Below are 15,120 nucleotides of genomic sequence, written 5' to 3' on the forward strand. Positions count from 1 at the left end.
TCGACTGGCCACGAGGAGGGGGTGACGATGACCGAGACCGCTTCTTCCGCGCCGCCGCCGCCGTCGTCGCTGCGACGCCTGGTTCCGCGCATCTTCTCCCGCGCCGCTCGCCGCGACGACGTCGACAAGCTGTTGCGCACCGTCCGCACCCACCATCCCAAGGGCGACCTCGCGATCATCGAGCGTGCGTACGCCGTCGCCGACAAGGCGCACGACGGCCAGAAGCGTCAGAGCGGTGAGCCCTACATCACGCATCCCCTCGCCGTCGCGCAGATCCTCGCGGAACTGGGGCTCGGGCCGAAGGCGATCGCCGCCGCCCTCTTGCACGACACGGTCGAGGACACCGGCTATCCGCTCGACGAGCTCGCCGCCGACTTCGGCGACGAGGTCGCGATGCTCGTCGACGGCGTGACCAAGCTCGACAAGGTCAAGTACGGCGACAGCGCCCAGGCCGAGACGGTGCGCAAGATGATCGTCGCGATGTCGAAGGACATCCGCGTGCTGCTCATCAAGCTCGCCGACCGTCTGCACAACGCGCGCACCTGGGGTTTTGTCCCCCCGCACAAAGCCGCGAAGAAGGCCACCGAGACGCTCGAGATCTACGCGCCGCTCGCGCATCGCCTCGGCATCCAGGCCATCAAGAGCGAGCTCGAAGACCTCTCGTTCGCCGTCATGCACCCCAAGCTCTACGCCGAGATCGACAGCCTCGTGAAGCAGCGCACCCCGCAGCGCGAGCAGTACGTGCAGAACGTCATCGACGCGGTCGACGCCGACCTGCGCGAACTGCGCGTGCGGGGCCGCGTCATGGGGCGTCCGAAGCAGCTGTACTCCGTGTACCAGAAGATGGTCGTGCGCGGGCGCGAGTTCGACGACATCTACGACCTCATCGGCATCCGCATCCTGGTCGGCACCGTACGCGACTGCTACGCGGTGCTCGGGGCGATCCACGCGCGGTGGACGCCGCTGCCGGGGCGCTTCAAGGACTACATCGCCACGCCCAAGTTCAACCTGTACCAGTCGCTGCACACGACGGTGATCGGCCCGGGCGGGCGGACCGTCGAGATCCAGATCCGCACGAACGAGATGCACCAGCAGGCGGAGTTCGGCGTCGCCGCGCACTGGAAGTACAAGGAGCGGATGGCGGGCGGGAAGACGGATGCCAAGGCCGTCGACGCTGACATGGCGTGGATCGCGCACATCTCCGACTGGCAGGCCGAGACCGCCGATCCGGGGGAGTTCCTCGACTCGCTCCGCTTCGAGATCGGCGCGAAAGAGGTCTACGTCTTCACGCCGAAGGGTCGTGTCGTCGGTCTGCCGACGGGTGCCACCCCGGTGGACTTCGCCTACGCCGTGCACACCGAGATCGGCCATCGCACGATGGGCGCCAAGGTCAACGGGCGTCTCGTGCCGCTCGAATCGACGCTGCAGAGCGGCGACGTCGTCGAGGTGTTCACCTCGAAGAACCCCGACGCCGGCCCGAGTCAGGACTGGCTCGGCTTCGTCAAGAGCACGCGCGCGCGCAACAAGATCCGCGGCTGGTTCACCAAGGAGCGTCGCGAAGAGGCCATCGAACAGGGCAAGGATTCGATCGCCCGCGCCATGCGTCGGCAGAATCTGCCCCTGCAGCGCCTGATGAACCAGGATTCCTTCACCGAAGTCGCGCGGCAGTTCCACTACGAAGACGTCTCGGCGCTGTATGCGGCCGTGGGCGAGGGGCACGTCTCGACGCAGTCGGTGATCGAGAAGGTCACCGCGCTGGTCAGCGTCGAGGAGACCAACACCGGTCCCATCGACATCCCGGTCGGACGTAGCCGCGCGCCGCGCGGCGGCGACTCCGGCGTGCTGGTGCGCGGAGCGCCGGACATCCTGGTCAAGCTCGCCAAGTGCTGCACGCCGGTTCCGGGCGACGAGATCGTGGGCTTCGTGACCCGTGGAAGCGGCGTCTCGGTGCACCGCGGCGACTGCACGAACGTGCGGTCGCTGAAGGAGGAGCCCGATCGTCTCATCGACGTCGAGTGGGCGCCTACGACCAAGAGCGTGTTCCTCGTGCAGATCCAGGTCGAGGCACTCGATCGCTCCGGTCTGCTGAGCGACGTGACCCGCGTGCTGAGCGAGCACCACGTCAACATCCTCTCGGCGACGGTGTCGACGACCAACGACCGGCTCGCGCTCAGCAAATTCGTCTTCGAGATGGGCGATACCGTGCACCTCGATCGCGTGCTCAATGCGGTCCGCCGCATCGATGCGGTGTACGACGTGTACCGCGTCACCTCGTCCTGAGCCGGGACTCGCAGTCCCAGCCCACGGCGCAGAGCCCGTGACCTCCTCGCGGAGGGGCCCTCTCGCGCTCTTCGGAGCCTCCACCGCGTCGCCCCGTGCGCGCCGGATCCGGCCCGTCCGATCTCGCCTCACTCGTCGGCATCCGCCACCTCACCTTCCGCGGCGGCCTCGCCCGCGGTGCCGGAGCGGAGCAGGCGGGTGGCCCGGTGGACGTGCGGGAACCGCGGATGCCGCTCGAACCACGCCACGGCATCCGCGCGGAGCAGGGGGTCGCGGGACGCCCACGCCCGCGCCGCGGCGGTCTCGTCGCGGTCGTCGGAGCGGGCGAGATCGACGAGCGTGCGTGTCGGGGTGCTGACGCAGACCCCGGCGATCGACACCACGTCGTCGCTCGGGAGACGCACGTCGTGGAACACGGCGCGCAGGTCGCGCCGCGTGCGGAGGCGGACGTCGCGGACGCGTTGCAGGTGATGGATCGCCGGCTCGCTCGCGGCACCGCCGTGCACCCACGCCGCCGTGAGTCGAACTGCGGCCCACCGATCGCCGAGGAGAGGCGCCAGGCTGCGCGCGCGCATCCACCTCGTCTCGGCGGCGTCGGCCGGGATGAAGCCCTCGCCCAGCGGCACAAGCGCACCGTCGAGGCACGCCGCGGTCAGCTCGGCGAGCGAGAGCCGTTCGTCGGCGAAGAAGAGGAAGGGCGACACCATCCCGCCATTGTGGCGGGGCGGTGTCGCCCATGACGGTGACCCGTCGGATCTGTGGAGAGCCGATCAGCCGCCCAGGGCGCGCAGCCAGGTGCGGCGCGCCTCGAGCGCCTCCGACGCCTGCGCCGCGGCACGCTTGTCTCCGCGGGCCTCTGCGTCGGCGAGCTCGGCCTCGAGCTTGTCGATCGCGTCGGTGAGCTGACGCGTCATGTCGTTGGCGCGCGCCTTCTGCTCCGGGTCGTTGCGCTTCCAGTCGGCGTCTTCGCGCGTGCGGACGGACTGCTCGATCTTGCGGAGCTCGTCGTCGAGGGCGCGCTCCTTGTCGCGCGGGAAGATGCGACCGATCTCGTCCCACTGGCGCTGGATGGCGGTGAGCTTCTGACGGGCCGTCGCGAGGTTCTTCTCGTCGACGATCGGCGCCGCCTGTTCGAGGAGCGCGCGCTTCTGCTCGATCTTCTCCTTGGACGCTTCGGCGTCGGCCGTCTCGCGTTCGATGCGCGCACCGTACAGGGCGTCACCGGCAGCCTTGAAGCGCGCCCACAGGGCGTCGTCGACCTTCCGACCGGCACGACCCGAGGCCTTCCACGCGTCGAGCAGATCGCGGTACGCCCCGATGCCGTCTTCTCCGCGGGGGGCGAGGGCCTCGGCACGCTCGACGAGGCGGGTCTTCGCCTCGCGGGCGGCCTTGTGCGTCTCGTCGAGCGACGAGAAGAACTCGCGGCGGTGGCGGTCGACCGTGGCGCGGGCGTCGCGGAAACGACGCCACAGCTGCTGCGCCGTGGACTTCGACAGGCGCGGACCGTTCTGCTGGTGGGCCTGCCAGCGATCGAACAGCGCCGCCATGTCGGCGGTCATCTGCTTCCACTGCACGGACTGCGGGTCGCGGGCGGCCAGGGCCTCGGCCTCTTCGACGATCGCAGTACGTTCGCGAACGGCCTCCTCGGAGGCCTGCTTGTTCGCGACGGCCTCGGTCTCGCTCGCCTCCGCGAGTTCGGCCGTGAGGGCGTCGACACGACCGATCAGCGCGGAGAGGTCTCCGACCGCGGCCGCTCCGTCGAGCTTGGCGCGCAGCGTCTTCGCGGTCGCACGGAGATCGGATGCCGAGGCACCACCGCGACGGTGACGGGTCTCGAGCAGCGTCAGCTCGCCGGCGAGGTCGGCGAACTTGCGCTGGAAGTACGCGAGCGCCTCGGCGGGGGTGCCGTCGGGGTACTGCCCCACGACGCGCCAGCCGTCGGCCTCGCGGACCGAGACCGTGCCCTCGTCGTCGACACGGCCCCAGGGCTGGCTCGCCGTCTTGGAGGCCGTGGCACCCGGCGGGGGGCCGGGGATGCGCGCGCCGGGAACGGGTCGGGCCGCGGGCTGCGGCGCGGCGGGGACCTCTTCGGACGCGGGCTCGGTGGACGCGGGCTCCGCAGCATCGGGCTCCGCAGCGTCCGACTCGGCGGTTTCGGGCTCGACGGCCTCGGGCTCCGCAGCATCGGGCTCGGCGGACTCGGACTCGGCGGTCTCGGACTCGGCGGTCTCGGACTCCGAAGTCTCCGGCTCGGCGGAGACGGCGTCACCGGACGGGGACTGCGCCGCGGGCTCCCCGCTCTCTGCGCTCTCGGCGGGCTGCGACGCGGCGTCGGCGGCCTCGACGGCGTCCGTGCCATCGGCGGCCGGGGTCGCGGCATCCGCCGATTCGTCGGTCGCGTCGGAGATCGACGACGCGGAGGCCTCGGCATCCGTCGTGTCGGCCGCGGTCTGGGTCGCGGCGGGATCGACCTCGGGCGTGCTCGCGTCGTCGCGCGGGTCGGAGGTCTCGGGGGAGGGAACGGAAGTCACGGGTAGCACCTCATCGCGGCAGAACCGCCTGGGGGAGAAGGACTCTCCGAGCCTAGTACGAGCGGCCGCGCCGCCACAGGCATGGGGACGGCGGTGGACGAGCGCCGTGCGGGCGGAGCGCCGGGTCAGGGCGTCGTCGACGGGGCGCCGGAGGGTGAGGCGGGTGCCTCGGTCGCCGGCGCGGAAGGGCTCGGCGACGGCGCGGGCGCGCCCGGACCGGCGACGAAGTACGCCGTCTGCGCGCCGATCGCCCCGGCGATGACGACGAGACCGACCACCACGCCGAGCACGTTGTCACGGGTGCGGCGTCGGACCTGCCGTTCATGCAGGGCCACCCGAGCCTGATAGGCACGGGCGCGTTCGCGTTGCTCCCGCGTCTGCCGGTCTTTCCCGCGCGTCGCCACATCGACCTCCTCCGCCCACCGACGGGCCCCTCGATCCTACAAACCCCGCCGAGAGGTGCACCGTGCCGCCGCCGCGCACGGAACCGGTGTCGGAGGCCGCGGCTAGCCTGGAGGGGTGACCCCTTCCTCCGCGCTCTTCCAGGGCCAGACGCCGCTCGCGGTCCGGATGCGCCCGGTGAGCCTCGACGAGGTCGCGGGTCAAGGTCATCTACTGCGCCCCGGGTCGCCGCTCGTCACCCTCGCCACCACCGACTCCTCGGCATCCGGCGCCGCGGTCTCCGTCATCCTGTGGGGACCGCCCGGCACCGGCAAGACGACCTTGGCGCAGGCGATCGCGCGCTCGTCGGGGAGGCGTTTCGTCGAGCTGTCGGCCATCACCGCCGGGGTCAAAGACGTGCGAGAGGTCATGCAAGAGGCGCTGACGCAGCGCGATCTCTACGGGCAGTCCACCATCCTGTTCCTCGACGAGATCCACCGGTTCACCAAGGCGCAGCAGGACGCCCTGCTCCCCGGGGTCGAGAACGGGTGGGTCGTGCTGATCGCGGCGACCACGGAGAACCCCTCGTTCTCGGTCATCTCGCCCCTGCTCTCGCGTTCCCTGCTGCTGACCCTGCGCCCGCTCGGCGACGACGACCTCGGAGCGCTCGTCGATCGCGCGGTCGCCGATCCGCGCGGTCTCGCCGGACGCGTCGTGCTCGACGACGACGCACGGGCAGCGCTCGTGCGCCTGGCCTCGGGAGACGCCCGACGCGCACTGACCGCCCTCGAGGCGGCGGCCTCGGTCGCGGGAGACGACGGGGGAGCGTCCGGCGACGTCATCCGGGCACACGACGACGATGACGACGATGACAACGACGACGATGACGACGACGGAGCGCCGTTCGAGCCGGGCGACGCCGATCCACCCGTCATCACCGCCGACCACATCGCGCAGGCCGTCGACCGGGCCCTGCTCCGCTACGACCGCCAGGGCGACGAGCACTACGACGTCATCAGCGCCTTCATCAAGTCGGTGCGGGGATCCGATCCGGATGCCGCCATCCACTACCTCGCGCGCATGATCGAGGCCGGGGAAGATCCGCGATTCATCGCGCGCCGCCTGGTGATCTCGGCCGCCGAAGACATCGGCATGGCCGACCCGCAGGCGCTGCAGATCGCCGTGGCCGCCGCCGACGCGGTCGCCTTCATCGGGATGCCCGAGGGGCGCATCCCCCTCGCCGAGGCGACGATCTACCTGGCCACGACCGCCAAGTCCAACGCCGCCTACAACGCCATCAACGCCGCCATCGCCGACGTGCGGGGCGGCGGATTCGGCCGCGTGCCGATGCACCTGCGCGATGCGCATTACCCGGGCGCCAAACGACTCGGTCACGGCAAGGGGTACAAGTACGCCCACGACAGCGAGATCGGCATCGTCGCGCAGCAGTACCTGCCCGACGAGCTGCGCGGACGCCGTTATTACGAGCCGACCAACCACGGCACCGAGCGCGACGTGTCGGCACGGTTGGAGAAGATCCGCCGCATCCTCGAGGGGAAGTGACGCGCGCAGAGGCTCCGCAGCGCGCTCTGATAGCATGAACCGGCTCGAAACAGGGTTTTCGGGCATCCCCTCCTTCCTGTGATCACCTTCCGGTGCGCCCCGGCGTGCGCTTCGGATCGGGCGGAAGGGGGCGATACGCCCGTGAGCCGTGAAAGGCGCGGCCACGTCATCGGAAGGAGAACTTCGTGACCACGAAGTCTCAGGACCGCCGCAAGGTGCGTCTGTCGCGCGCCCTCGGCGTCGCACTCACCCCCAAGGCCGCCCGCTACCTCGAGAAGCGTCCCTACGCTCCCGGTGAGCACGGCCGCACCAAGCGCAAGGCCGACAGCGACTACGCCGTGCGTCTGCGCGAGAAGCAGCGTCTGCGCGAGCAGTACGGCATCCGCGAGAAGCAGCTGCGCATCGCGTTCAACGAGGCCCGCCGCACCGACGGCCTGACCGGTGAGAACCTGGTCGAGCTGCTCGAGATGCGTCTGGACGCCCTCGTCGTGCGTTCGGGCTTCGCCCGCACCACCGCGCAGGCTCGCCAGCTCGTCGTGCACCGCCACATCCTGGTCGACGGCCAGCTCGTGGACCGCCCGTCGTTCCGCGTCAAGCCGGGTCAGCAGATCCACGTCAAGCCGAAGAGCGAGGGCCTCGAGCCCTTCCAGGTCGCCGCCGCCGGTGGGCACGCCGAGGTGCTGCCCCCCGTTCCCGGTTACCTCGAGGTCGACCTCTCGACGCTCCAGGCGAAGCTCGTGCGTCGCCCCAAGCGCGCCGAGGTGCCCGTCACGTGTGACGTGCAGCTCGTCGTCGAGTACTACGCCGCCCGCTGATCCCAGCGAGCACAGAAGGGCGTCGGGTTCTCCCGGCGCCCTTCGTCGTTCCCGCCCGGCCGTCGTTCCCCCGGTGGTGTGTGCTCGCGCGCGGCACAGGGGCCGTCGCCTACGATGAGGGATGCCGCGACCGCGGCGTCGTATCGAGGAAGAAGTGGTCATCGTGAGAAGCCTGTTCTGGTTCGCAGTGGGGATCGCCGGCGGTTTCGTCGCCGCCCACCTGGTCAACAAGGACCCGCGCGGGCAGGAGATCTTCGCGCAACTCGATGCGCGCATCGGCGAGTTCACCGACCGCATGACCGACGCCTACCACGCCCAGGAGACGCGGCTGTCGGACATCATCGATGACGCCAAGGCCGTCACCTCCTCGGCGGCCGACCGTGTCGCCGGTGCCGTCGGCGATGCCGTGGACGCCGCGGGCGACGCGGCCTCCGCCGCCAAGAAGACCCTCACGACCTCCGACTGACCTCTCTGCGATCCGTCGTCCCGCCCCGCGGGACGATCCCGCACGCGCACGGAAAGACCCGCCATGAAAACCGCCGAGATCGCCCAGCGCTTCCTCGACTTCTTCGAGAAGAAGAATCACACGATCGTCCCCTCGGCCTCGCTCGTCACCGACGATCCGGCCCTGCTGTTCACCGTGGCGGGCATGGTGCCCTTCATCCCGTACCTGAGCGGCGTCGTGCCGCCGCCCTACCCGCGCGCGGCCGACGTGCAGAAGTGCATCCGCACCAACGACATTGAAGAGGTCGGCAAGACCCCGCGCCACGGCACCTTCTTCCAGATGCTCGGCAACTGGTCGTTCGGCGACTACTTCAAGGAAGATGCGATCCGCTTCGCGTGGGAGCTGCTCACCGCCCCCGAGTCCGAGGGCGGCCTCGCCTTCGACCCGAAGGACCTGTGGGTCACCGTCTACGAAGAGGACGACGAGGCGCACGACCTCTGGCTGAAGCTCAGCTCTCTTCCCGAGGACCGCATCCAGCGTCTCGGCAAGGACACGAACTACTGGTCGACCGGACTCCCGGGTCCCGCGGGCCCCTGCTCGGAGATCTTCTTCGACCGCGGTCCGGCCTACGGCATCGACGGCGGTCCCGCGACCGACGACGACCGCTACGTCGAGATCTGGAACCTCGTGTTCATGCAGTACGAGATCACCAACGTGCGCTCGAAGTACGACTTCGACATCGTCGGCGAGCTGCCGGCGAAGAACATCGACACCGGCATGGGCCTCGAGCGCATCGCGTTCATCAAGCAGGGCGTCGACAACATGTACGAGACCGACCAGGTGCGCCCCGTGCTCGACCTGGCCGCGAAGCTCGCGGGCAAGGCGTACGGCGCCGAATCCCACGAGGACGACGTGCGTCTGCGCATCGTCGCCGACCACGTGCGCTCCTCGCTCATGCTGCTCGCCGACGGCGTCACCCCCTCGAACGAGGGCCGCGGCTACATCCTGCGCCGCATCATGCGTCGCGCGATCCGCTCGATGCGCCTGCTCGGCGTCGAAGGCGCGACCTTCCCCGAGCTGTTCGCCGCCTCTCGCGACGCGATGAAGGAGTCGTACCCCGAGGTGGAGGCGGATTACGCCCGTCTCTCGGCCTACGCCATCGCCGAGGAGCAGACGTTCCTGCGCACCCTCGCGGCCGGATCGGCCATCCTCGACCAGTCGGTCGCCGAAGCCAAGACCGGCGGCGGCTCGACGCTCTCCGGCTCCGAAGCATTCCTGCTCCACGACACGTACGGCTTCCCCATCGACCTCACGCTCGAGATCGCCGAGGAGGCCGGGCTGAGCGTCGATCGCGCCGCGTTCGACACGCTCATGCAGGAGCAGCGCACGCGCGCCAAGGCCGACGCCCGCGCCCGCAAGGGCACCATCGCCGATCAAAGCGCGTACCGCCCGTTCCGCGCGCTCGGCGAGACGGTGTTCACCGGGTACACCGAGTTGCAGACGGAGTCGACGGTGCTCGGCATCCTGGTCCAGGGGCAGGGGACCGATCGCGCCTCGGAGGGACAGATCGCCGAGGTCATCCTCGCCGAGACCGCGCTGTACGCCGAGTCCGGTGGTCAGGTGGCCGACAAGGGCGTCATCGTCGGCCCGGGCTACGAGCTCGAGGTGCTCGACGTGCAGCGTCCCGTTCCGGGTCTGGTCAGCCACACGGTCGAGGTGACCACCGGCGAGGTCGCCGTGGGCGCCCCGGCCACCACCGTGGTCGACGGGCTCAACCGCCACGCGGCGCAGCAGGCGCACACCGCCACGCACCTCGTGCACGCGGCGATCCGCGACACTCTCGGCAAGACCGCGACGCAGACGGGGTCGCTCAACCGCGCCGGGTACATGCGCTTCGACTTCAGCTGGGGATCGGCGCTCTCGCCCGAGACCCGCACCGAGATCGAGGACATCGCCAACAACGCCGTCCGCGACAACCTCGAGGTCACCACGCGCGTGATGTCGCTGGATGAGGCGAAGGCCGCGGGCGCCATGGCGCTGTTCGGCGAGAAGTACGGCGACACCGTGCGCATGGTCGACATCGGCGGTCCGTGGTCGCGCGAGCTCTGCGGCGGAACGCACGTCGCGCGCAGCGCCGAGATCGGTCTGGTCAACCTCGTCGGCGAGCAGTCGGTCGGCGCGTCGAACCGCCGCGTGGAGGCCCTCGTGGGTCTCGACGCGTTCCGCGACCTCGCCGCCGAGCGCGCCATCGTCTCGCAGCTCAGCACGAGCCTGAAGACCCCGCGCGAGCAGCTCACCACTCGCATCGGCGAGCTCGCCGCGAGCCTCAAGGCCGCGGAGAAGAAGATCGCCGCGTTCGAGGCGCAGGCCCTGACCGGACGTCTGCCGCAACTCGTCGAGTCGGCCGTGGCCGTCGGCACCGTGCGCGTCGTGGCCCAGAGTCTCGGCGAGGGTGCATCGGCCGACGACGTCCGCTCGCTCGCCCTGCAGGTGCGCGATCGCCTCGGCAGTGACCCCGCGGTCGTCGCGCTCGCCTCGGTCGCGGGCGGCCGCGCGACCGTCGTCGTGGTCACCAACGACGCCGCGCGCGAGCGCGGTCTCGCCGCCGGTGCCCTCGCGAAAGCCGCTGCCGCCGTCCTCGGTGGCGGTGGCGGCGGTCGGCCCGACGTCGCGCAAGGTGGCGGAACGGATGCCGCGGCCCTGCCCCAGGCGCTCGACGGCATCGTCGCCGACGTCCGGGCGACCACCGCGTGACGGCGTTCCGGCGCGGCATCCGTCTGGGAATCGACGTCGGGCGTGCGCGCGTGGGCGTCGCCCGGTCCGATCCGGACGGGGTGCTGGCCGTGCCGGTGGAGACGGTGCCGCGCAAGGGCGAACCGGTGCGCCGCATCGTCGCCCTCGTGGCCGAGTACGAGGCGTTCGAGGTGCTGGTGGGTCTGCCGCTCAACCTCCGCGGAGAGGACACCCCGTCGACCACCGACGCACGTCGGTTCGCCGACCAGCTCGCGTCGGCCCTGCCCATCCCGGTGCGGCTCGTCGACGAGCGATTGAGCACCGTGTCGGCGCACGGCGTCCTGCGGGAGGCAGGTCGTTCCCAGCGCGACTCTCGTAGCATTGTTGACCAAGTCGCCGCTGTGGTGCTGCTGCAGCAGGCGCTCGACGTGGAGCGACAGTCCGGCGAGCCGGCCGGACCCGCCATATCACCGGGACAGGAGCCCGCCTGACATGCCCGAGAACCAGCCCCCCGGGAGCGATCCGTTCGCGGACCTCTACAGCCGCCTCCCCGACCCGCGCACCGGTGCGCGCTCGGCCGACGGTTCCGCGGACGCCGCTCCGCCGTCCCGGCGCGCCGCTCGCGAGGCGCGACGCGCGCAGACCGGTCCCACCGACACGAACCCCGCCGCCGAAGCTCCGGCCGCGAACGGTGCCGCCACCCCGGCGCCCCGGTTCGACGTCGCCCGCCGCGCACCGGGCGAGACCGCCGGGAACGGGATGCCGGAACCGACCCGTGCTGCGGATTCCGCGCCCGCGCCGCGCGCCGCCGAGCCCGCTCCGCGCGCTGCGGAGCCGACTCCGGCGCCCCGTGCCGCCGAGCCCGCGGCCCGCGCCCCCGAGCCCGCCCCGGCCCCTCGCTCCGCCGACGCCGGAGTCACGGCATCCGCCCCGGCATCCTCCGGCGCCCTGCGCGACGGGGGAGAGGCCGCGCCCGGACCCGGCCGTACGGGAGCACCGTCGACCACAGCGGACGGTGCGCGTCGTCCCTCGGCGTCCGCCGACGCCCCGCGCGACGCGGAGCCGGCGCTCGTCGGCGCCGGGGTCGGCACGGCCGGACGCACGGCACCTGCCGGCGGCGGCATCCCGTCCGGGTCGCTCGAAGACCTCTTCACCGGTCAGACCACGACCCACGAGATCGGCCAGAGCGCCCCGCGACCGCCCAAGAAGCGTCGTCGCATCGGAGGGTGGATCGCCCTCGCGGTGGTGCTCGTTCTCCTCGGCGGTCTCGCCGCGGGCGGCGCGGTCGTGTGGAACACCTACGGCGATCGCATCCAAGCATTCCTGGGCAACGGCGAGCCCCTCGACTACGAGGCGGGCCAGGCCAAGGGCGAGGCCCGCATCACCATCGTCTCGGGCGACACGGGGGAGTCCGTCTCGCCGAAGCTGTTCGAGGCCGGGGTCACGAAGGCCTCGAACTCGCTGTACAAGTACATGGTCGACAACTCCGTCGCCTTCACCTTCCAGCCCGGCGTCTACAAGCTGCAGCAGCAGATGACGTCGGAGGCGGTCCTCGCCGCGCTCCGCGACCCCGCGAGCCGACTGAACTACTCCGTGCAGCTGCGCGAGGGTCTCACCCTGACGCAGTCGCTCGACGTCATCGCGGAGCAGCTCGGTCTCCCGCGCGCCGACCTCGACGCGGCCGTCGCCGATCCCTCGGCGTACGGCGTGCCGGCCTCCACGCTCGAGGGCTGGATCTTCCCGGCGACGTACGACTTCGACGAGGGGGTCACCGCGCAGCAGGTCATCGAGCGCATGGTGCAGCGCACCATCCAGTCGCTCGACGCCGCGGGAGTCCCGGAGACCGATCGCGAGCGCATCCTCATCGTCGCCTCGATCATCGAACGCGAGGCGCGCAGCAGCGAGGACTTCTACAAGGTCTCTCGCGTCATCGAGAACCGCCTGCAGCCCGACAACACCGAGACCCATGGTCTGCTGCAGATGGACTCGACCGCCCAGTACGGCGCGGGGGAGCTGGATGCCGGTTCCTCGTCGTCGTCCGAGAACGCCCTCACCAGCGACAACCCGTGGAACACCTACATCCGTCCGGGTCTGCCGATCGGCCCCATCGCCAACCCCGGCGACCTCGCGATCGATGCGGCCATGAAGCCGGTGGACGGCCCGTGGTACTACTTCACCACCGTCAACCTCGCCACGGGTGAGACGGTGTTCTCCACCACCTACGCCGACCAGCTCAAGGCCGTGGACCAGTTCCGCGCGTGGTGTCGCGACAATCCCGACGGCGGATGCTGACCGGCGCGACACGGCTGGCCGTCTGGGGCGACCCGATCGCGCACTCGCGGTCGCCCCGGCTGCACGCCGCCGCCTACGGCGTGCTCGGGCTCGACTGGGAGTACGGGCGTCGGCGCGTGGACGACGACACGTTCGCGACCGAGATCGAGGGGCTGGATGCCGCCTGGCGCGGGTTGTCGCTGACGATGCCGCTCAAGCACGTCGCCGCGGAGCGCGCGATCAGCCTCGACGACGACGCGCGCCTGACGGGCGCCGTCAACACCTACCTGCTGACCGAGGAAGGCCCCCGGGGCTTCAACACCGACGTGGGCGGGCTCGCCCGCGCCCTCGACGAGGTCGGCGTGCGTCGACCCGAGCGCGTGCGCGTGCTCGGTGCGGGCGCGACGGCGACCTCGGCCGTCGTCTCGGCAGTGCGCGCCGGGGCGGTCGAGGTGGAGGTGCGGGCACGGCGCCCCGACGCCGCTGCCCCTCTCGCCGAGCTCGGCGCGCTCCTGGGCGTCGCGGTGCGGATCGCCGCGCTCGACGCGCCCGATCCCGTCTCGGTCGATGCGACGATCGCCGCCCTGCCCGGGGGCACCGACCTCGGCGCTCTCGCCGGGCCGTTGGCATCCACGTCCGGACCCCTCGTCGACGTCGTTTACGGCGGCTGGCCCACGCCCCTCGCGCGGGAGTGGGAGCGTGCGGGGGTGGCCGCGCACGACGGGCTCGCGATGCTGCTCCACCAGGCGCTGCTGCAGGTGCGCGTGTTCGTCGCAGGCGACCCCGCTCGGCCCCTCGTCCACGAGGACGAGGTGCTGGCCGCAATGCGCATCGCGCTCATGGGAGACTAGACGAATGCTTCGCGTCTTCACCGCCGGCGAGTCCCACGGCCCCGAACTGATCGCCCTCATGGAGGGGATGCCGGCCGGCGTCCCCGTCTCCTCGGCCCAGATCCGCGCCGAACTGGCGCGCCGCCGACTCGGGTACGGCCGCGGGTCGCGCATGAAGTTCGAGGAAGACGAACTGACCCTGTCGACGGGCATCGTGCACGGCTTCACGATCGGGAGCCCGATCGCTCTGCGCATCGGCAACACCGAGTGGCCGAAGTGGACCGAGGTGATGAGCCCCGAGCCCGTCGAGCTCTCCGACCGCTCGCGCGGACGCGGTGCCGCGCTCACCCGCCCGCGCCCCGGGCACGCCGACCTCGTCGGCATGCAGAAGTACGGCTTCGACGAGGCCCGGCCCATCCTCGAGCGGGCCTCCGCGCGGGAGACCGCGGCTCGCGTGGCGCTGGGCGCGGTGGCCCGCTCGTTCCTGAGCGAGCTCGGCATCCGTCTGGTCAGCCACACGCTGTCGATCGGGCCCGTGCGGGTTCCCGACGACGCCGAGCTGCCCACCCCCGACGACGTCGACCGTCTCGACGCCGATCCGCTGCGGTGCTTCCACGCCGAGACGAGCGCGGCGATGGTCGCCGAGGTCGACGACGCCAAGAAGGCGGGCGACACGCTCGGCGGGATCGTCGAGGTCCTCGCCTACGGCCTGCCGCCGGGGCTCGGCTCGCACGTGCAGTGGGATCGTCGATTGGATGCCAAGCTCGCCCAGGCCCTCATGAGCATCCAGGCGATCAAGGGCGTCGAGGTCGGCGACGGCTTCCTCACCACGACCCGCCGCGGCTCGCAGGCGCACGACGAGCTCTTCGCCACCGAAGACGGCATCACCCGCTCGTCCGACCGCGCCGGTGGCACCGAGGGCGGCATGTCGACCGGCACCGTGCTGCGCGTGCGCGCCGGCATGAAGCCGATCGCGACGATTCCCAAGGCCCTGCGCACGGTCGATGTCGCCACCGGCGACACCGCCGCCGCGCACCACCAGCGCTCCGACGTGTGCGCCGTCCCCGCATCGGGCGTCGTCGCCGAGGCCATGGTCGCGGTGACCCTCGCGGACGCCGTGCTCGAGAAGTTCGGAGGCGACAACGTCGCCGAGACGCGCCGCAACCTCGAGTCGTACCTCGCCAACCTGCCCGAGACCCTGCGCACGACCGACGCGTCGGACGCCGCGCTTCTCGCGCATGACCTCGCCTGAGCAGGCGCCCTCCGGCGCT

The 15,120-nt window shown here is 71.3% G+C and carries 12 protein-coding genes; 9 read left to right on the top strand and 3 right to left on the bottom strand.

Annotated elements, in window-relative coordinates; translation table 11 throughout:
* Positions 1-27: 27 nt before the first annotated feature.
* Positions 28-2,280, top strand: a complete 2,253-nt coding sequence (locus Q0818_RS06470) for a bifunctional (p)ppGpp synthetase/guanosine-3',5'-bis(diphosphate) 3'-pyrophosphohydrolase (protein ID WP_298872889.1) — start codon at positions 28-30, stop codon at positions 2,278-2,280.
* Between the two features lie 128 nt (positions 2,281-2,408).
* Here the strand turns inward: Q0818_RS06470 and Q0818_RS06475 are convergent, their stop codons facing one another.
* The 3 genes from Q0818_RS06475 to Q0818_RS06485 all read right to left on the bottom strand — a co-directional run bounded on the left by Q0818_RS06475 (position 2,409) and on the right by Q0818_RS06485 (position 5,146).
* The gene (locus tag Q0818_RS06475; protein ID WP_298872891.1) at positions 2,409-2,987 is read right to left on the bottom strand and encodes a hypothetical protein; all 579 of its coding nucleotides are present in this window, start codon (positions 2,985-2,987) and stop codon (positions 2,409-2,411) included.
* A gap of 63 nt (positions 2,988-3,050) precedes the next feature.
* Positions 3,051-4,811: a DUF349 domain-containing protein gene (locus Q0818_RS06480; protein WP_366943117.1), complete on the bottom strand. Its 1,761-nt coding sequence runs from the start codon at positions 4,809-4,811 to the stop codon at positions 3,051-3,053.
* Positions 4,812-4,936: 125 nt separating this feature from the next.
* The gene (locus tag Q0818_RS06485; protein ID WP_298872892.1) at positions 4,937-5,146 is read right to left on the bottom strand and encodes a hypothetical protein; all 210 of its coding nucleotides are present in this window, start codon (positions 5,144-5,146) and stop codon (positions 4,937-4,939) included.
* A 184-nt stretch (positions 5,147-5,330) separates the two neighbouring features.
* On the opposite strand from Q0818_RS06485, the gene Q0818_RS06490 reads away from it, so the two are divergent.
* The 8 genes from Q0818_RS06490 to aroC all read left to right on the top strand — a co-directional run bounded on the left by Q0818_RS06490 (position 5,331) and on the right by aroC (position 15,101).
* Positions 5,331-6,755, top strand: a complete 1,425-nt coding sequence (locus Q0818_RS06490) for a replication-associated recombination protein A (protein ID WP_298872894.1) — start codon at positions 5,331-5,333, stop codon at positions 6,753-6,755.
* 185 nt (positions 6,756-6,940) lie between these two features.
* The gene (gene rpsD, locus Q0818_RS06495; RefSeq protein WP_013586600.1) at positions 6,941-7,570 is read left to right on the top strand and encodes a 30S ribosomal protein S4; all 630 of its coding nucleotides are present in this window, start codon (positions 6,941-6,943) and stop codon (positions 7,568-7,570) included.
* Positions 7,571-7,733: 163 nt separating this feature from the next.
* Entirely contained in the window at positions 7,734-8,036 is a 303-nt protein-coding gene (locus tag Q0818_RS06500; protein ID WP_298872895.1) for an ATPase, read from the top strand.
* Positions 8,037-8,099: 63 nt separating this feature from the next.
* On the top strand, positions 8,100-10,769 hold the full coding sequence (gene alaS / locus Q0818_RS06505) for an alanine--tRNA ligase (RefSeq protein WP_298872897.1): 2,670 nt from the start codon (positions 8,100-8,102) through the stop codon (positions 10,767-10,769).
* Positions 10,766-11,239: a Holliday junction resolvase RuvX gene (gene ruvX, locus Q0818_RS06510; RefSeq protein WP_298872899.1), complete on the top strand. Its 474-nt coding sequence runs from the start codon at positions 10,766-10,768 to the stop codon at positions 11,237-11,239. Before alaS ends, ruvX begins: the two co-directional genes overlap by 4 nt.
* Position 11,240: 1 nt before the next feature.
* Positions 11,241-13,040, top strand: coding sequence for an endolytic transglycosylase MltG (mltG, locus tag Q0818_RS06515; RefSeq protein ID WP_298872901.1), 1,800 nt, complete (start codon positions 11,241-11,243; stop codon positions 13,038-13,040).
* Entirely contained in the window at positions 13,034-13,870 is an 837-nt protein-coding gene (locus Q0818_RS06520; protein ID WP_298872903.1) for a shikimate dehydrogenase, read from the top strand. Before mltG ends, Q0818_RS06520 begins: the two co-directional genes overlap by 7 nt.
* 4 nt (positions 13,871-13,874) lie before the next feature.
* Positions 13,875-15,101, top strand: a complete 1,227-nt coding sequence (gene aroC, locus Q0818_RS06525) for a chorismate synthase (RefSeq protein ID WP_298872906.1) — start codon at positions 13,875-13,877, stop codon at positions 15,099-15,101.
* Positions 15,102-15,120: the final 19 nt, after the last annotated feature.

This window comes from uncultured Microbacterium sp. (assembly GCF_947489255.1).
Taxonomy (GTDB): domain Bacteria; phylum Actinomycetota; class Actinomycetes; order Actinomycetales; family Microbacteriaceae; genus Microbacterium; species Microbacterium phycohabitans.

Coding starts and splice junctions, on each gene's coding strand:
- Q0818_RS06470 (WP_298872889.1), top strand. CDS start 28: ATGACCGAGACCGCTTCTTCCGCGCCGCCGCCGCCGTCGTCGCTGCGA.
- aroC (WP_298872906.1), top strand. CDS start 13,875: ATGCTTCGCGTCTTCACCGCCGGCGAGTCCCACGGCCCCGAACTGATC.
- Q0818_RS06475 (WP_298872891.1), bottom strand. CDS start 2,987: ATGGTGTCGCCCTTCCTCTTCTTCGCCGACGAACGGCTCTCGCTCGCC.
- Q0818_RS06520 (WP_298872903.1), top strand. CDS start 13,034: ATGCTGACCGGCGCGACACGGCTGGCCGTCTGGGGCGACCCGATCGCG.
- alaS (WP_298872897.1), top strand. CDS start 8,100: ATGAAAACCGCCGAGATCGCCCAGCGCTTCCTCGACTTCTTCGAGAAG.
- mltG (WP_298872901.1), top strand. CDS start 11,241: ATGCCCGAGAACCAGCCCCCCGGGAGCGATCCGTTCGCGGACCTCTAC.